Origin of the sequence: Chryseobacterium gregarium DSM 19109, from assembly GCF_000430845.1 — a bacterium.
In the GTDB taxonomy this organism is placed as follows: Bacteria; Bacteroidota; Bacteroidia; order Flavobacteriales; family Weeksellaceae; genus Chryseobacterium; species Chryseobacterium gregarium.
The window spans coordinates 190,179-206,084 of record NZ_AUMU01000002.1; the positions used below are offsets into that span (position 1 = coordinate 190,179).

Here is a 15,906-nt window from a genome sequence, read left to right on the forward strand (position 1 = left end):
TGAGTTTGTGTCGTGCTTCAGGCAGCGGCATTTCTTAATGCAACATTCTCTTATTTCACTTTATATGTATTAAGGTAAATTGTGATTTTGCAACAATTTGCCGTACAAATTTATGAAAGCTGTTTTAAATTTCCTTATTTCAGGAGATTGTGAAGAAACCGTACCGGCAAGTCTTGGGGACAGATTCCCGGTACGAAATTATTTTTACTTTTTTTTATTCAAATGAACGAAGGTAATTTATAATTTCCCTGCCAAACTGTCTGCGCTTGCGAGCAAAGCTTCCTCCCGGCTTCTTGGAACCCAGTTCAGGATGGTTTTTGCTTTTTTGTTGGACATTTCTTTATAGAATTGCTGACCAATCGGTTCTAAATTTTGAGTGTCTGAAATGTATTGCGGCCTTTTTTCTTTGAAGAGTTTGGCAACATCATAAAAGCTCATCACGCCGTCTGAAGTCGCAATAAAACGTTCTCCCTGAGCTTCGGGATGAAGCATCGCTTTAATATGAATATCTGCAACATCTCTCACATCCACAACGCCCATTGTAAAGGGTGGAGTATGATCCATTGCTCCATTCAGAACCCCTGAAACAGCAATGTCCAAAGAAGCAGATGTAATTCCGCCGATAACAGGGCCAAAAATCCCGACAGGATTGATGACGGTAAGTTCCAGACCGTTGCCTTCTTTTTCAATGAATTCCCAGGCAGATTTTTCAGCGACAGTTTTTGATTTGATGTAGGCCGGTAGCGGAGCCGTTATATCGGTCCAGTCTTCTTCTGTAAAAATATGGTCTGTTGCATCAATGCTATAACCTACCGCTGCAAATGAAGATGTTAAAACCACTCTTTTTACGCCCGCATCACGTGACGCTTTTAAAACGCGCAAAGCTCCGTCTCTTGCAGGAATAATAAGTTCATTTTCATCTTTCGGATCCTGAGCAGGAAAGGGCGATGCCACATGAAGGACATAGTCACAATTTTTTACGGCTTCGTCCCAATTATGGTCTCCCGTAAGATCAGCTTCAATAAATGAAAGATTTGAAAAATAGGTTATCCCGCCTTCTTCCAGAGCTTTTAAAATGATGTCTTTTTTTAAGATTGAACGGAGTGTGGTTTTTACTTTATAACCTTGTTGCAACAGCTGCAGGACCGTATGAATTCCCACGAACCCTGTTCCTCCCGTTACCAAAACTGTTTTCTTTGTCTGTACGCTTTCCATGTTGTTTAAATTTTACAGGACAAAGTTGGGGTTTATTTTGAACAAGGATTTTGTTGTGAAGTTCAATTTTTGTTTGTTGTGAAGTTCAGTATAGACAAGATTATAATCGGTTATTCCATGAACTTTCCATAACCGGAAACAAAAAGAGCGGAAAGCCGCTCTTAAAATATCTGATAAATTTTTTAAATATAAATACATCCGCATCCGGTTTCCCAGGATTCGCAGAAATGACTGGGTTCATGGCATCCGCCTCCTCCGGGATTACCGCCTCCGGTAATTCTATAGCAGATTCCATCGCTGCAGTAAGTCTGAGCATTGCTTGGAAAGGTTGGCGGACATACACCGCTGCTGTCGCAGAAAGCATATGCCGTGTCGCCACCGTGAATAACGGATAATTCTTTTCTGGCTAATTTTTTTAAATTTTTCATAGTAATTTATATTTTAATTTGCTGATTACGAATATACAAATAAAATAGTATTACACATGATAGGGATTTAATTTTGATATCCTTCTATCAGTTTTATTAAACGTTTTGCCTGTTCTGTTGCTTTTCTTTTAATATCTTCCTCTGTATATCCTGAATGTACTGAAGTTCCGTGAAAATAGAAAGGGTCAACATATTTCATCCGGGCATAATACGCAGTCTGTTGCATATTTTTGCAGAATTCATACACTCTGAAATGATGTTCCCCTAAAGTATGGTATTCGCTTTCAGGGGCACCCACGGTAAAGCTTGGGATAAAATGCTTTCCTTTTAATTTATCACCCTGTGAACCGTACGCAAACTGATATTCAAAGACTTGGTCAAACCAATGCTTTAAAATTGCCGGCATATTGTACCAGTACAGAGGATACTGAAATATAACGGTCTGATGTTTCAACAGGGCTTCCTGTTCAGCTTTTACATTGATGTTAAAATCAGGATATAGTTTTGAAAGATCTCTGATTTCCAGTTCTAGGCTGCTGTCTTTCAGATTTTCAATAATGGTCTTGTTTGCCAGTGATTTTTCGATGTCCGGATGCCCGAGAATAAGTAGTACCATGTTTTTGATTTACTATAAAAATTATAGTTGCAAATTTATTCTGAACCGTGTACATTTACAATAACTATCCAATTGGATAGGTGTAAACAATGAAAAAAGAATGTATAGGCAGCCATGTAAAAATCGGCGAAAAAATATATCCCTGCTCAGTAAGTCTCGCAATGGATCTGGTAGGAGGGAAATGGAAAACCGTTATTCTGTATCATCTGAAAGATCATGAGAAAAGGTACAGCGAATTGCGGAAAGAACTTTTTTCCGTTACGGAAATGACTTTAAGCATCCAGCTCAAACAGCTGGAAAAAGACGGATTGGTATCAAGAACGGTTTTCGGAGAAAAACCACCCGTAAAAGTAGTTTATGCTCTTACCGAATTCGGTAAAACCTTTATTCCCGTTCTTGAAACGATTACCTGGTGGGGAAATCAGATCGTAGCTCAGAAAGGAGCGTTTGTGGAATAATGTTAATATTTAAATGTAATCCTTTCAAATTCAAGATCAGGGTTTTTACGAATATCCAGAAATCTTTATATTTATGATCCCATTGATTCTGATTTGCCTAAATAAATACTTGTTCACCTTCAAATCATCAGGTCAAAGCTCATGAATACAGCCGTTTCAGCGGAATCTGCATACCGTTTGGTATTGATTCCTGTGAAAATGAAACCGCATTTCAGGCAAAACTGAATCGCAGAGTAATTTGTATTCTGTGTTTCCAGTTCTACAATCCTGCAGTTCAGTTCCCTGGCTTTACGGTTGACCGCTTTGATGAACATCTTTCCTATATTCTGCCCTCTGTAGGATTCACTGACTAAAATATGTTCAATAAATAGGCTGTTGTTCCATGCCCTGAAATCGCAGATTACCCAGCCGATCATTTCTCCCTGATGAAAAGCACCGAAAGAATGTGCCTGTTCAATGATGGTATTGAGCCTGGCTATGTCGCCCGGCCCGGTTTCCCATGCTTTTATGTACGGCTGTTTTTTTTCTCTTAAGCCAAATTCAAACGAGCCTCCCATTTCAATAGCGGAAACCACATATATTATATCGGTTTCATAGCCGTTTAAACCCCAGTCTAAAGTCGGGTCCTCTCTGAGTCTCTCCAGTTTTTTGATGTCCATTGAATATATAATTTTACGAAAGTGTTGTCCCGATGATAAATTCTTCATCATCCATTAACTGAATATGCGGGCCGTTCACAGGATAATATCCCAACCCGTTTTTATGGCCGAACCATACTGTGTATTTTTCGGAAATTTTTCGGATTTTATCGCCGAAAGAAATGATATTGATAATCTGGATATGATCTTTGGTCTGACGTCCGTTGGTGAAAAAAAGCATCAGGTTAACAAAATCATCCGCTTCAAAATCAAAATAATAAAATACTGATATATTTTCCTGAAGGCATATTTGGGTAAGATCATGCAGGAATTCCCTTTTCAGGCCTGACGGCAGATGACCATCTATCCGCATTGAGACATTTTCTGCATTGCATTTTTTAAAATCAGAGCCTACAAGCTGGATAAAATCATGTTTCTTTTTGTCGTAAATTCCTTCATAGTCAGCATCAAAACTATAATTTGTTCCCATATCAAATGAAATTTTATCTTCAATAAGTTGGGCATTTTCATCTTTTAAAAGTTTTTCAACCTCCGAAACCAGCTGGAAATGATAATCGAATAAAGTATAATCGCGGGTTTCTATAAACAGGCAGTTCCCGTTTTTTTTAACCGTTAGATAAGCTCTTTTATATTCGGATTTCAATGTTGTTATTTTGAGCAGAAAGCTTTCTGTATCGCTGACAGATACACTTGCCTGAAGCTGTGCGGGATTATCGGCATGTCCTCCGAAACCTTTTAGAAATCTGAAAAAATCGAAATGATACAGCCCTTCAGGGAATTTGTAATACCAGTATACGCCTAAAATCATTTTAAAAATTTATAGATTTTGAATTCACCATATTTCCTCGGGTACTGTAAAGAATAATCTGTATAAAAACCGATACTGAAATAACAGCCACCCTTATCATTGCATTTTCCGAAAACCTTTTCCTGATTAATTCCATATAGCTGATTTTTCAATGGTGAATTTTTTAAGCTGACTGATGTCCGTAAACCGATGTACTCTGGTGACTTCAGAACTTATTTCAGCTTCATTCAACGTAACAGCAATATTGATAAGATTAATATTGTTCGTAAACCGCCACCCGAATAACAGTATTGAAACAGATAAAAGAAAAGGTCTGAGGAGTTTCATTGATCAATGATTTAAGCGGATTTCAGTTCTATCAAATGTAAAAAAATCAATCCGAAAAAAATGTAAAAAAAACACATATATATTATGTATGGTACCATGATCATCACGGTATGTCATTAAATGATTGAAAGATTAAACGGGCCAGATAAGATAGGATATCTGCATGTTCAGATTTATATACGATCCTAAAGCAGGTATTACTTTTTCGTAATGAAACGGAGTATTAAATTAATTAAAATTTCACATCCTGAAAATTTCAAAACCCTTAAATTTGTTCCCAACAAAATTTTACGGAATGCTTAGGAAAATTTCGGTTGTGGCAGCTGCTTTTTTGTCAGTCATTACAACCAACGCGCAGAAGAACAAAAATTCTCAATTGGAAAGGCCTAAACTGGTGGTAGGTCTGGTTGTAGACCAGATGAGGTGGGATTACCTGTACCGATTTTATAATAAATACGGCAATGATGGTTTCAAAAGGCTGTTGAACACCGGCTACTCTTTAAACAATGTTCATATTCCTTATGTTCCTACCGTTACAGCTTTGGGGCATACCTGTATTTATACAGGCTCGGTTCCGGCGATTCACGGAATTGCGGGAAATGACTGGACCGATAAGGAGACCGGAAAAAACGTGTATTGTACTGCTGATGAAAGCGTACAGCCTGTAGGCACTACCAATGTAAAAGTAGGAAGTCATTCTCCGAAAAATCTATGGTCCACTACTGTGACTGATGAACTGAGACTGGCCACCAATTTCCAGGGAAAAGTCATCGGGGTTTCCCTTAAAGACCGTGCTTCTATCCTTCCCGCCGGGCATACCCCGAACGGAGCTTATTGGTTTGATGACTCTTCGGGGAACTTTATTACCAGCACATGGTATATGAATGATCTGCCGCAGTGGCTGAAATCATTCAATGCTCTTAACCTGCCGGATAAATTGGTTGCCAACGGCTGGAATACCCTGCTTCCGATCAATCAGTATACCGAAAGTTCACCGGACAATTCGTCCTGGGAAGGATTGCTGGGAAGCGCAAAAACGCCTACTTTTCCTTACAGCAATTTAGCTGCTGACTATCAGGCTAAAAAAGATAATATCCGTTATACGCCGTTTGGAAATACACTGACTTTAAAATTAGCTGAAGCTGCCGTTGACGGAGAAAAACTGGGAGGTGATGATATTGTGGACATGCTGGCGATTAATTTAGCTTCTACGGATTATGCAGGTCACAAATTCGGGCCTAATTCTATCGAGGTAGAGGATGTTTATTTAAGGCTGGATCAGGATTTAGAACAGTTCTTCAATTACCTGGATGCCAAAGTAGGGAAGGGCAAGTATACCGTTTTCCTTTCGGCTGACCATGGAGGAGCCCATTCGGTAGGGTTTCTGCAGGAACATAAAATAACAACCGGGTTTTTCGGAGACGGAATGGAAATGAACATGAATCAGAAACTGAAAGAAAAGTTCGGGGTTGATAAACTGATCAATGCGGTTGATAACTACCAGATTTATTTCGACAGAAAATTATTAAAAGAAAATAAATTAGTGCTGGATGAGGTAAGGGATTTTACCGTTCAGGAAATTGAAAATGACCCTAATGACCTGTATGCGGTTTCGGTAACGAAAGTGCAGGAAGCTACAATTCCTGAGCCGCTTAAGCAAAGGATTATCAATGGCATTAACAGGCAGAGGAGCGGGGATATCCAGCTGATTTCTCACGATTCTATGCTTCCACCATATGCAAAGACAGGAACTACGCACAGTGTGTGGAATTCTTATGATTCCCATATTCCACTGATTTTTATGGGCTGGGGAATTCAGCATGGTACAAGCGATAAGCCTTATTCAATGACGGATATTGCCCCTACGGTTTCTTCTCTTTTGAAAATTCAGTTTCCAAGCGGGAATGTCGGAAATCCGATTACCGAAGTAACTGGAAAATAAAATAATTCGGAATAACAGAGTGAAAAATCCTTAACAGAAAAGTTGAGGATTTTTTATTTAAATAAATATTTTAGTGCCGTCAATTCTCAGCATATCCTGCTTTTCCATTTTTTTAATGGCCCGGATTACCGTTTCTATTCTCATTCCGGTAAGGGAAGCCAGCTGCTGCCTAGTGTAAGGAACAGGATAAGAAAACTTTTCTTTAAAGCCGAAATGGCTTTTAATATGGTTCATAATAAGATGAAGCTTGGCAAGCGGATCCTGAAAAGAAAACGGAGCCGCAATGACATATCGGTAATGCATGCGGTCTGCCGTATAAGAATATATTTTAAAAAAAAGATCAGGCTTCTTCTGAAGCATCTTTATCAGTTTGTTTTTTTCCAGCTTTATAATTTCACAGTCTGTAATGGCTATTGCATTGACAGCATATTTTTTGTCATGAAAAAGATAGGTTTCTGCCAGGCAATGACCATCAAATGGGATTCCATGGATAAACTCTTTACCGTCTTCCAGAAAGCTGCTTAGCTTAACCGTGCCGGATTTTATTTGTAAATAATACTTCGGAGTGCTTTCTTCTTCAAAGATATATTCACCGGGGATATAGTTTTGCAGTTCAGCGCCATGGGAAAACAATAGGTTTTCGCAAATGATCATAAGCTAACAGTTATAGATTTGTGATAAAATTAACAAATTAACATAATGTTTAAAAATTAATAAGTACCACATGCATGCCTTAAAACTGTTCTACCAAAGCAATTGGCCATCTTATAAATGAACTGATGTATTTTATCTGTTTTTATGAAATTTTTACAAAACCGCAGATATGAATAAGATAAAAAAATCTGCAGATTTCTCCGCAGATTTTATTGTTAATTGAGCTGATTATAATGATTCATTATTATCGGTATTTTCCTCCTCATCTTCGTCATCATATTGCTCCAGAAAATATGTAAAAGTGAAATCTTTCAGTTCTTCCTCTGCATCCTCCAGTGTGGTCAGCAGGTCTTCAAAAGTTTCAAGCTGATCAACCGTCATGTTTACAAATTCGAGGTGAAGCGGCATTTCCAGGCCTCCTGTAATGACATCCGATAAGGCATCCAGGTTATTTCCGAAATGCTCAGGAAGTATAATTTTTTCTTTTAACTGGGCATAAAAGTCTTCATCATCCCCGATGCCTGTAAAATCTATGTATATTGTTTTCATATTCTTATTTAGTAATTAATTGATCCGGAAGCATAATGCAGAAGAACCTGATCTACGGTCCGAGCATTGTGCTTAATGAGCAAGAAGCTATTGCTTTTCAAAATTCTTATAATGGTCTTTGGTCAGGTAAACTTCACCCTTTTCTGTGAAAACAATCCGGTCCCCGTTTCTGTTTCCGCAATGGTAATTTACATCAGCCTCATAATATAGATTATTCTTTGGAAGGCTGCCCTCACGGTTGCCGAAACGGTCTCCGCCGATGGCTTTTCCGGGCAGGACCTCACATAGATTCCCTTTGGCAGGATCCCAGCCGCTTTTTCTGGCTTCGGTTTTCGTCATGTAATATCCGGGCAGTTTATGGTTTTGTTTTATATAATTCACCACGGTTTTCTCTTCCGTTAACAGGTCGATGGATTGTTGAACAGAAATTGCCGAGTTTCCATTTGCTGCCCCATATTCAATAATAGGATTTGTCTCTGAAACCGGATTTTTATCCGCGATGAAATTTTTGTACACATACATCACGGACATTCCAAACAGAAGTCCTAAGCAGATAAAAAATACAGATCTTGTTTTACCGGTCATGTTTTAAAATTTAAATTGACAAGTACCATTCTGCCTTTTACCGGCGCATTGTTATATTGATAAACTGTTACATTGATTTTATCCTTTTCTCCACTCTTCCGGAATATCACAGACCGGGATCGGGACCATTTTATGTTTTGCAGCTTTATGCATCCTGTCGAAAATCATGAACACCTCTTTATCACGGCCTTCATAATCAGCAACCGCTTTTGTTCCATATTCCTTCTGGATTTTTTCCAGCTCAGGGTACGTAGCACCGATCTGGTCTTCATCGGTTCTTTCAGCATCCCAAAGCCCGTCTGTAGGAATGGCGTTCTGTATGCTTTCAATCAGGTTCAGTGATCTTGCCAGTTCATATACTTCGGTTTTATAAAGATCTGCAATAGGCGAAACATCAACACCGCCGTCACCGTATTTGGTATAAAAACCGATACCGAAATCCTCTACTTTATTTCCGGTACCGCAAACCAGAAGCCCGTGAAGCTGTCCGAAATAATACAGATTCAGCATTCTGAACCGGGATCTTGTATTGGCCATCGCCAGGTTATTGTTAGGCTGGTCTTTTGAATGCGCTCCGACAACATTTTCAAAGCTTTCAAAGACCGGGGTAAGGTTAACCGTTTCCCCTTTAACATTCGGAAATCTTTTCTTTAAATCTTCAATATGGTCCTGTGCTCTGCTGATCTGGTCTGCTTTCTGCCGAATCGGCATTTCCAGAAGAAGTACGTCAAGTCCCGTCATGGCACAAAGTGTAGAAACCACTCCGGAATCCACACCTCCCGAAACGCCCAGTACATATCCTTTTGCATTAGCTTTGGTGGCGTAGTCTTTCAGCCAGTTGACAATATGGTCTGTTATTTTCTGTGTCTGCATTGTTTATATTTTTTAATCTTTTTAAAAAGTTTCAATTTATATTCCAAAAATCTTCAGAGATGATGTTCTCGAACGAATGAAGTAAGCTTTTATGCACTCTAAAAGCCGGGCAAAGACATGAAAAGAGTTGCAATTATTTTGTTTTTCGGCATCCGGTTATCTTTAAATCATTATTTTTGTACCCTTAAATTCCATGTAAAAATATGAAGATTTTCAGAATTATTGCGCTTTCTTCAGGATTAGTTTTGAGTTTGAACGCCTGTAAAAAAGAATCCCCGAACCCGTGGAACGTGGAAATAAAGACGCCTGCCGAAAAAGTGGTAATCACTGATATTTCCGGGAAATTTTATGACCAGAGCATGCCGCTGGACCAGTTTAAAGCTGAGTTTCCGTGGTTTCAGGGAACCGTGAGCGATGCTGATTTCGGAAAACGGAGAACCGATAAGGAAGAAATTAAAATTTACAAGGAAGCCATCGGGAAAATAGACCGGAAAAAGCTTCAGACTGATCTTCATGATCTGTTTTCACACATCAGATATTATTTCCCGCAGTTCAACAGCCCGAAAGTATACCTGTTTTCTTCAGCTTTACAGATGGTCCAGGACCCGATTTTCTATGATGCTAAAGGAAATCTCCTGTTCATCGATATTACGGGTTTTATGGGCGAAGGAAACCCTAATTACAAAGGTCTGGAAATGTATTTCCAGAAATCGATGAACCCGAACAATATCGTTCCGAAGGTAGCACAAATTTTTGCGGAAGGTTTTGTAAAAGAATCTCCGGACCATCAGAAATTTATTGACATGATGATCCTGAACGGGAAGATCATGATTCTTAAAGATGCCTTTCTGCCTACTTATCCTGAATACCTGAAAATGAATTATACCCAGAAACAGTATGAATGGGCCGTGGACAATGAAGCCAACATCTGGAATTACTTTGTGGAAAACAATATTATTTTCGGGGAAGACCACAGATTGGAAGACCGTTTTATCGCTCCGGGGCCGTTCTCGAAATTTTATACCGATATTGACAATGAATCTTCACCGCAGGTCGGAATTTTTGCAGGGTGGCAGATCTGTAAAGCCTATCTTAATGAAAAACCGGATACCAAGCTGCAGGATTTCCTGAAGATGGATGCAACGGTACTATTTAACCAGTCCGGATATAAGCCGAAACTGAAGTAGGAGAAAAGATGGAATTTTGAAGATGGAATAGAAATGCTATAAGTAAGCAGATAGCTAAAAATAAATTAGAAATAAATAGAACAGAACGTTATGAGAAAAACTCAGATTACGATAGATGTAGAGCTTGATGAAAACCATATCCCGGAACAGATTACCTGGAATGCCCAGGATGGCGGAATAGAAAAAGAAGAAACGAAGGCCACCATGATTTCCGTTTGGGATGATAAAACCATGGAAGCTTTAAGAATTGACCTCTGGACGAAGGAAATGCCGGTTGACCAGATGAAAATGTTTATCCACCAGATCCTTGTTTCTCTTGGGAGTACTTATCAGAGAGCAACAGGAGAGGACGATGTAGCGCAGTGGATAGAAGAAATTGCGGAAGAATTTGCTGTTAAATCGGCGATAAAAATGTAAAATGCGTTTGGTATTCAGCAACGGGCAACAGGCTTTTGCTAAAAACAGACACATAATAATAAATCTTTTGGAATCAGCTGTAAGGCTAAATGCCAAAAGCAATAAGCTAAAAGCATACAATTATGAATTTTAATACAAAAGTAATACACGGAGGGCAGCATCACGAATCGGCAACGGGTTCTGTAAATGTGCCCGTATTTTTAACCTCTACCTTTGCACAGAAAAGTCCGGGAGTTCATTCCGGTTACGAATATTCAAGAGCGGCCAACCCTACAAGGCAGGCGTTGGAAGATTCTCTCGCCAGTATTGAAAACGGGGCAAGAGGTCTGGCATTCGGTTCCGGTCTTGCTGCCATCGACTGTGTCCTGAAATTGCTGAATCCCGGTGATGAGGTCGTGGCGGTTGATGATTTATACGGAGGAACCTACAGGATGTTTACCAGGCTTTTTGAAAAATATCAGCTGAAGTTCACATTTGTGAATTTTGATGATGTTTCTAAAATCGCTGATGTGATCACTGATAAAACCAGACTGATCTGGGTGGAAACCCCAACCAATCCGTTAATGAAACTGGTTGATATCAAAGCGGTTGTCGAAATAGCCAAAGGAAAAGATATCCTGGTTGCCGTTGACAATACTTTTGCCACACCTTATCTTCAGAGACCGATTGATATGGGAGCTGACATCGTGATGCACTCTGCTACAAAATATTTAGGCGGGCATTCTGATGTGATCGCCGGAGCTTTGGTTGCTAAAGATGCTGAATTGGGAGAAAAGCTTCATTTCATCCAGTTTGCAAGCGGCGGGATTTTAGGGCCTCATGATTCTTACCTGGTATTGAGAGGGATCAAAACACTGGCTTTAAGGGTTCAGAGACACTCGGAAAACGGGATGGCTGTTGCCAAATATTTAGAGTCTCATCCTGCGGTTGACAAAGTTATTTATCCGGGACTGGAATCCCATCCGCAATATGAACTGGCCAAAGCTCAGATGAAAGATTTCGGAGGCATGGTTTCCTTTACCTTCAAATCCGGTAAGCAGGAAGATGCCGTTAGATTCCTGGAACAGGTAAAAGTGTTCACTCTGGCGGAATCATTGGGCGGTGTAGAATCGCTTGCCAACCATCCGGCTCTGATGACCCATGCTTCGATCCCTGCAGAAAAACGGGCTGAACTGGGAATTACAGATGATCTCGTGCGTTTAAGCGTAGGGATTGAAGATGCGGAAGACCTGATCGCAGATCTGGAAAGAGCATTTTCTTAATTCACTAAAACAGATATCATGAGAAAAACGGAGGCCACATTCCTTAGTGAACTCCATTTTTCTCATGATAAATTTTGACAGTCATCAATACATCATGGCTTATCACTTATAACATTATTTAAAATGACTGATTTTCAAAAATATATACAGCGTTATTTAGATCTTATTCCGTCAGAAAACTGGTTGCAGGAATTGAAGAATACCGGAGAAAAGACCGTTCAAATATATTCCGGCCTTACCGAACAGCAGTCTCTTTTTGCCTATGCCGAAGGTAAATGGACCCTGAAAGAGCTGCTCCTCCATTTATCAGATACGGAAAGAATTTTTCAATACAGGATTTTAGCTTTTGCAAGAGGAGATCAGCATGAACTGCCGGGTTTTGACGAAGAAACGTATGCTGAAAATTCCTTTGCCAATGAAAGAAGTTTAGAATCATTAATAGAAGAATACCAGTTGGTCAGGAAATCTTCTCAGATTTTACTGGAAACATTACATCCTTCCGCAGCAAACAATATAGGGACCGCCAACGGAAACCAACTTTCTGTGGAAAGCATCGGGAAACTGATTGTCGGGCATAACGAGCATCATTTGAATATTATTAAAGAAAGATACCTGTCACACCTACAATGAGTGAATCAAAAAACAAAGTAATTGTAATTGGTTTGTTAATTTTTGTACTTTCTCTTTTCTTTAACGCTTTTACAGTGGAGGATATGGGAAAAATTAAAAGTTATAGGTCTGTTGAAGTTTTTTTAATAGGCCCTGTCAGTTTTTTAGGAGGTGCAGGAAAAGAATTTTTGGTATGGACGGCAAATATATGGTTTTTAATTTCTATTGTTTTTATTTTTAAAAAATACCATTTGGTCTCATTCATAACAGGAATAGTTGCTTTTATCATTTCAGGAGCATTTATTTTTCTTGAAGAAATCTTAGCCGCTGAAAACGGACGGATGGCCAGCATTCACAGTTTCGATACCGGATATTTTTTATGGCTGGCTTCTATTCTTTTTGTTGCTTCTTCTGCAGGTTATCTGTACATAATAAATAAAAAAGATGCGCAATCTGCATAATTTAGATACTCAAAAAAGTATTCAGTTCAGAAAGCTGATTTTCAATGAAAGTAATTCTGCGGCATCAGAACGGCTGTTTACCTATATTATGTTTTCCGGCTTCATTCTTATACCTTTATTGATGATCCTTGATATTATAGCATCTAATGAGGCTTCCTTCTCTCTCTTGTTTTTCCTTTTTTAATCATGATTTTCGGGATGCGCGGATTATACTGTCAGCTTACTGAAATGAATCTCAGGGAAATCAGGACGGATATTCAGCCGGAGGAAATTAAGAGAAGGCTTACAGAATACAGCAAAATAAAAAAGTACACACTCTACCAGGCAACAGATCATTTATTTTTTTTGAATGAACCTACTTATGAAGGGTTTTCCGGCTATGAGCAGACTACTTTTATTTTTATCATTGAAGGAAAAATTTTATACGCCTTACTTAAGGAAACCACAAGATTTAACACACCTGTTTTGTTCGCACAACATTTTAAGGCGAGAGATTTGAAAAGAATATTAAGATAAGCATTGAATTAGAGAAAAGAATATTAAAGAGCTTTAATCAAAACATACATTTATTACATGGAAAACATCATCAACATATTAAAATCCGGAGGAACCATCCTTTACCCGACAGATACGATTTGGGGAATTGGCTGCGATGCTACGAATATTGAGGCCGTCAATAAAATATTTGACATTAAAAAAAGAGAGAAAAATAAATCCATGATCATTTTGGTAGAGACTGAAAAGCGGCTGCAGGATCTGGTGGATGTTCCGGAAATGGCCTGGGAAATTATTGACCTGAGCGAAAAGCCCGTAACCATCGTGTATGAAAACCCCAGGGGCCTGCCTAGGGAATTGCTGGCTGAAGACGGAAGCATTGGGATCCGCCTGGTGAAAAATGATTTCTGTAAAAAATTAATTACCAAACTCAACAAGCCGTTGGTTTCTACTTCGGCGAATTTCAGCGGCGATAAAAGCCCATTGAGGTTCTCAGATATTTCCCCGGAAATCATCGGACTGGTAGATTATGCCGTGGAAGAAGATCGGGAGAAGATTTCTGAGTATTCCGGGTCTTCCGTCATAAAAATCTGGAGTGACAACAGAATAAAGGTACTTCGGGAATAAAGAAAAAGATTTTAATTATCTTTGCAGATCAATTGACCATTAAGAAGTCGGACATTTTAGTTTAAACTATACATCACCTGATTTCTTAGTGGTTTTGCATTAGATTAAGATTTACAGTTGTCAAATAACTGCAAATCTAATATCTGAAATCTAATCTCTAACATCTTTTAAAAATGTTCATTAATCTTAATCAGAATAAAAACCTTAAACTTTTTAAACTTATTTCTGAAGTAGCAGGCAGAAACAATCAGTCTGTATATATTGTCGGCGGATATGTCCGGGATTTACTGATGAAGAGAAAAGCTTCCACTGATATTGATTTTGTAACGGAACAGAGCGGTATTGAGCTTGCCCAGCATGTGGGAAAAGAAATTGATCCCACGATGAAAGTTTCTGTTTTTAAAACCTACGGAACGGCGATGATCAGATATAAAGACCTCGAGCTGGAATTTGTAGGGGCCCGGAAGGAAAGCTATACCGAAAACAGCAGAAAGCCTGAAGTTGAGGGTGGAACGATTGAAGACGATCAGAAAAGAAGAGATTTCACCATCAATGCAATGGCCATTTCCTTAAGCCAGGATAATTTCGGGGAACTGATTGATCCTTTTAACGGCATCGATGATTTAAAAAAAGGAATTTTAAAGACTCCTCTGGAACCGGCGCAGACCTATTCTGATGATCCGCTGAGAATGATGAGAGCGATCCGTTTTGCTTCCACATTGCAGTTTCAGATTGAAGAAAATTCTTTGGAGGCCATCAAACAGGAAGCGGAAAGGATCAAAATCGTTTCCATGGAGAGAGTGATGGTCGAGTTTAATAAAATCATGCTTTCGGAGAAACCTTCAGTCGGCTTAAGATTAATGGAAGAGACCGGTTTGATGAAATTAATCATTCCTGAACTTATCGACCTGAAAGGCGTGGAAGAAGTGGAAGGGCAGACGCATAAAGATAATTTCTATCACACCTTAGAGGTAGTGGATAATATTTCAGAACATACGGACCATCTGTGGCTGCGCTGGTCGGCCTTGCTGCATGATATCGGCAAAGCTCCGACCAAAAAATTTGTGGAGGGAACCGGATGGACGTTCCACGGACATGAATTTTTAGGTTCAAAAATGGTGAAAACCCTTTTTCAGAGGCTGAAGCTCCCGTTAGGTCCAGATATGAAATACGTCCAGAAAATGGTGAAACTTTCATCCCGGCCGATTGCTTTGGTGACCGATGATGCTTCAGATTCCGCATTAAGGAGGCTGCTGTTTGATGCCGGTGAAAATCTGGAAGACCTGTTTACCCTCTGCAAAGCAGATATTACCACGAAAAATTCCAGGAAACAGGAAAAATTCAAAATGAATTTTGAATATGTGGCGGTCAAAATCAAAGAGGTTGAAGAAAAAGATCAGGTAAGGAATTTCCAGCCGCCTATTTCCGGAGAGGAAATCATGGCCATGTTTAACCTTAAACCGGGACGCGAAATCGGGATTTTAAAGGAAAAAGTGAAAGAAGCCATTCTGGAGGGTGAAATAGAAAACGACAGTGAAAAAGCAAGGCGTTTTGTTATTACAGAAGCTGAAAAGTTAGGGTTGACTTTAGCATAAAAATTACACTTTAAAGTAAAATAATGAAGCAACGGATTTTTCTGTTGCTTTTTTTGCCGTAAATAAATCCAGGCGGTTTCGAAGAAATCGCCTGGATAAAAAACACAAATGATGAAAAATTATATTAATACCGGAGTAT

20 protein-coding genes are annotated in these 15,906 nt (G+C 39.2%); 10 read left to right on the forward strand and 10 right to left on the reverse strand.

Going from position 1 to position 15,906, the window contains the following annotated elements; translation table 11 throughout:
- Positions 1-237 precede the first annotated feature (237 nt).
- The 3 genes from H561_RS0103600 to H561_RS0103610 all read right to left on the reverse strand — a co-directional run bounded on the left by H561_RS0103600 (position 238) and on the right by H561_RS0103610 (position 2,259).
- Positions 238-1,215: an SDR family oxidoreductase gene (locus tag H561_RS0103600; RefSeq protein ID WP_027385773.1), complete on the reverse strand. Its 978-nt coding sequence runs from the start codon at positions 1,213-1,215 to the stop codon at positions 238-240.
- Positions 1,216-1,397: 182 nt separating this feature from the next.
- Entirely contained in the window at positions 1,398-1,643 is a 246-nt protein-coding gene (locus H561_RS0103605; protein ID WP_027385774.1) for a bacteriocin-like protein, read from the reverse strand.
- A gap of 67 nt (positions 1,644-1,710) precedes the next feature.
- Positions 1,711-2,259 carry an NAD(P)H-dependent oxidoreductase gene (locus H561_RS0103610; RefSeq protein WP_027385775.1) on the reverse strand — a complete coding sequence of 183 codons (549 nt, stop codon included), beginning with the start codon at positions 2,257-2,259 and terminating at the stop codon, positions 1,711-1,713.
- 89 nt (positions 2,260-2,348) lie between these two features.
- Here H561_RS0103610 and H561_RS0103615 point away from each other — a divergent pair, with 89 nt between their 5' ends.
- A complete protein-coding gene (locus H561_RS0103615) occupies positions 2,349-2,717 on the forward strand; it encodes a winged helix-turn-helix transcriptional regulator (RefSeq protein WP_027385776.1) in 369 nt (122 codons plus the stop codon).
- A gap of 119 nt (positions 2,718-2,836) precedes the next feature.
- Here the strand turns inward: H561_RS0103615 and H561_RS0103620 are convergent, their stop codons facing one another.
- The 3 genes from H561_RS0103620 to H561_RS0103635 form a co-directional block, all read right to left on the reverse strand.
- Complete coding sequence (locus H561_RS0103620) at positions 2,837-3,376, reverse strand: GNAT family N-acetyltransferase (protein ID WP_027385777.1); 540 nt, start codon at positions 3,374-3,376, stop codon at positions 2,837-2,839.
- Between the two features lie 13 nt (positions 3,377-3,389).
- Positions 3,390-4,184 (reverse strand): hypothetical protein, encoded by a 795-nt coding sequence (locus H561_RS0103625; RefSeq protein WP_027385778.1) that lies wholly within the window; start codon positions 4,182-4,184, stop codon positions 3,390-3,392.
- A gap of 126 nt (positions 4,185-4,310) precedes the next feature.
- Positions 4,311-4,511 carry a hypothetical protein gene (locus H561_RS0103635; RefSeq protein ID WP_027385779.1) on the reverse strand — a complete coding sequence of 67 codons (201 nt, stop codon included), beginning with the start codon at positions 4,509-4,511 and terminating at the stop codon, positions 4,311-4,313.
- A gap of 295 nt (positions 4,512-4,806) precedes the next feature.
- Here H561_RS0103635 and pafA point away from each other — a divergent pair, with 295 nt between their 5' ends.
- Positions 4,807-6,453: an alkaline phosphatase PafA gene (pafA, locus tag H561_RS0103645; RefSeq protein WP_027385780.1), complete on the forward strand. Its 1,647-nt coding sequence runs from the start codon at positions 4,807-4,809 to the stop codon at positions 6,451-6,453.
- Between the two features lie 57 nt (positions 6,454-6,510).
- Here the strand turns inward: pafA and H561_RS0103650 are convergent, their stop codons facing one another.
- The 4 genes from H561_RS0103650 to nadE form a co-directional block, all read right to left on the reverse strand.
- Positions 6,511-7,107 carry a Crp/Fnr family transcriptional regulator gene (locus tag H561_RS0103650; RefSeq protein WP_027385781.1) on the reverse strand — a complete coding sequence of 199 codons (597 nt, stop codon included), beginning with the start codon at positions 7,105-7,107 and terminating at the stop codon, positions 6,511-6,513.
- A 228-nt stretch (positions 7,108-7,335) separates the two neighbouring features.
- On the reverse strand, positions 7,336-7,656 hold the full coding sequence (locus H561_RS0103655; RefSeq protein ID WP_027385782.1) for a barstar family protein: 321 nt from the start codon (positions 7,654-7,656) through the stop codon (positions 7,336-7,338).
- An 87-nt stretch (positions 7,657-7,743) separates the two neighbouring features.
- Positions 7,744-8,241 (reverse strand): ribonuclease domain-containing protein, encoded by a 498-nt coding sequence (locus H561_RS0103660; protein ID WP_027385783.1) that lies wholly within the window; start codon positions 8,239-8,241, stop codon positions 7,744-7,746.
- 78 nt (positions 8,242-8,319) lie between these two features.
- Complete coding sequence (gene nadE, locus H561_RS0103665; protein WP_027385784.1) at positions 8,320-9,114, reverse strand: NAD(+) synthase; 795 nt, start codon at positions 9,112-9,114, stop codon at positions 8,320-8,322.
- A gap of 203 nt (positions 9,115-9,317) precedes the next feature.
- On the opposite strand from nadE, the gene gldB reads away from it, so the two are divergent.
- The 8 genes from gldB (at position 9,318) to H561_RS0103715 (ending at position 15,767) form a co-directional block, all read left to right on the forward strand.
- The gene (gldB, locus tag H561_RS0103670) at positions 9,318-10,301 is read left to right on the forward strand and encodes a gliding motility lipoprotein GldB (protein ID WP_027385785.1); all 984 of its coding nucleotides are present in this window, start codon (positions 9,318-9,320) and stop codon (positions 10,299-10,301) included.
- 90 nt (positions 10,302-10,391) lie between these two features.
- On the forward strand, positions 10,392-10,718 hold the full coding sequence (gene gldC, locus H561_RS0103675) for a gliding motility protein GldC (protein ID WP_027385786.1): 327 nt from the start codon (positions 10,392-10,394) through the stop codon (positions 10,716-10,718).
- A gap of 122 nt (positions 10,719-10,840) precedes the next feature.
- Positions 10,841-11,980, forward strand: a complete 1,140-nt coding sequence (locus tag H561_RS0103685) for a cystathionine gamma-synthase (protein WP_027385787.1) — start codon at positions 10,841-10,843, stop codon at positions 11,978-11,980.
- A 123-nt stretch (positions 11,981-12,103) separates the two neighbouring features.
- Entirely contained in the window at positions 12,104-12,610 is a 507-nt protein-coding gene (locus H561_RS0103690) for a DinB family protein (protein WP_027385788.1), read from the forward strand.
- An 83-nt stretch (positions 12,611-12,693) separates the two neighbouring features.
- Positions 12,694-13,050 carry a hypothetical protein gene (locus H561_RS0103695; protein WP_155845725.1) on the forward strand — a complete coding sequence of 119 codons (357 nt, stop codon included), beginning with the start codon at positions 12,694-12,696 and terminating at the stop codon, positions 13,048-13,050.
- A 198-nt stretch (positions 13,051-13,248) separates the two neighbouring features.
- Entirely contained in the window at positions 13,249-13,566 is a 318-nt protein-coding gene (locus H561_RS0103705) for a hypothetical protein (protein WP_155845726.1), read from the forward strand.
- Between the two features lie 57 nt (positions 13,567-13,623).
- Positions 13,624-14,172: an L-threonylcarbamoyladenylate synthase gene (locus H561_RS0103710; protein ID WP_027385792.1), complete on the forward strand. Its 549-nt coding sequence runs from the start codon at positions 13,624-13,626 to the stop codon at positions 14,170-14,172.
- 173 nt (positions 14,173-14,345) lie between these two features.
- A complete protein-coding gene (locus H561_RS0103715) occupies positions 14,346-15,767 on the forward strand; it encodes a CCA tRNA nucleotidyltransferase (RefSeq protein ID WP_027385793.1) in 1,422 nt (473 codons plus the stop codon).
- The last annotated feature ends 139 nt before the right edge of the window (positions 15,768-15,906 follow it).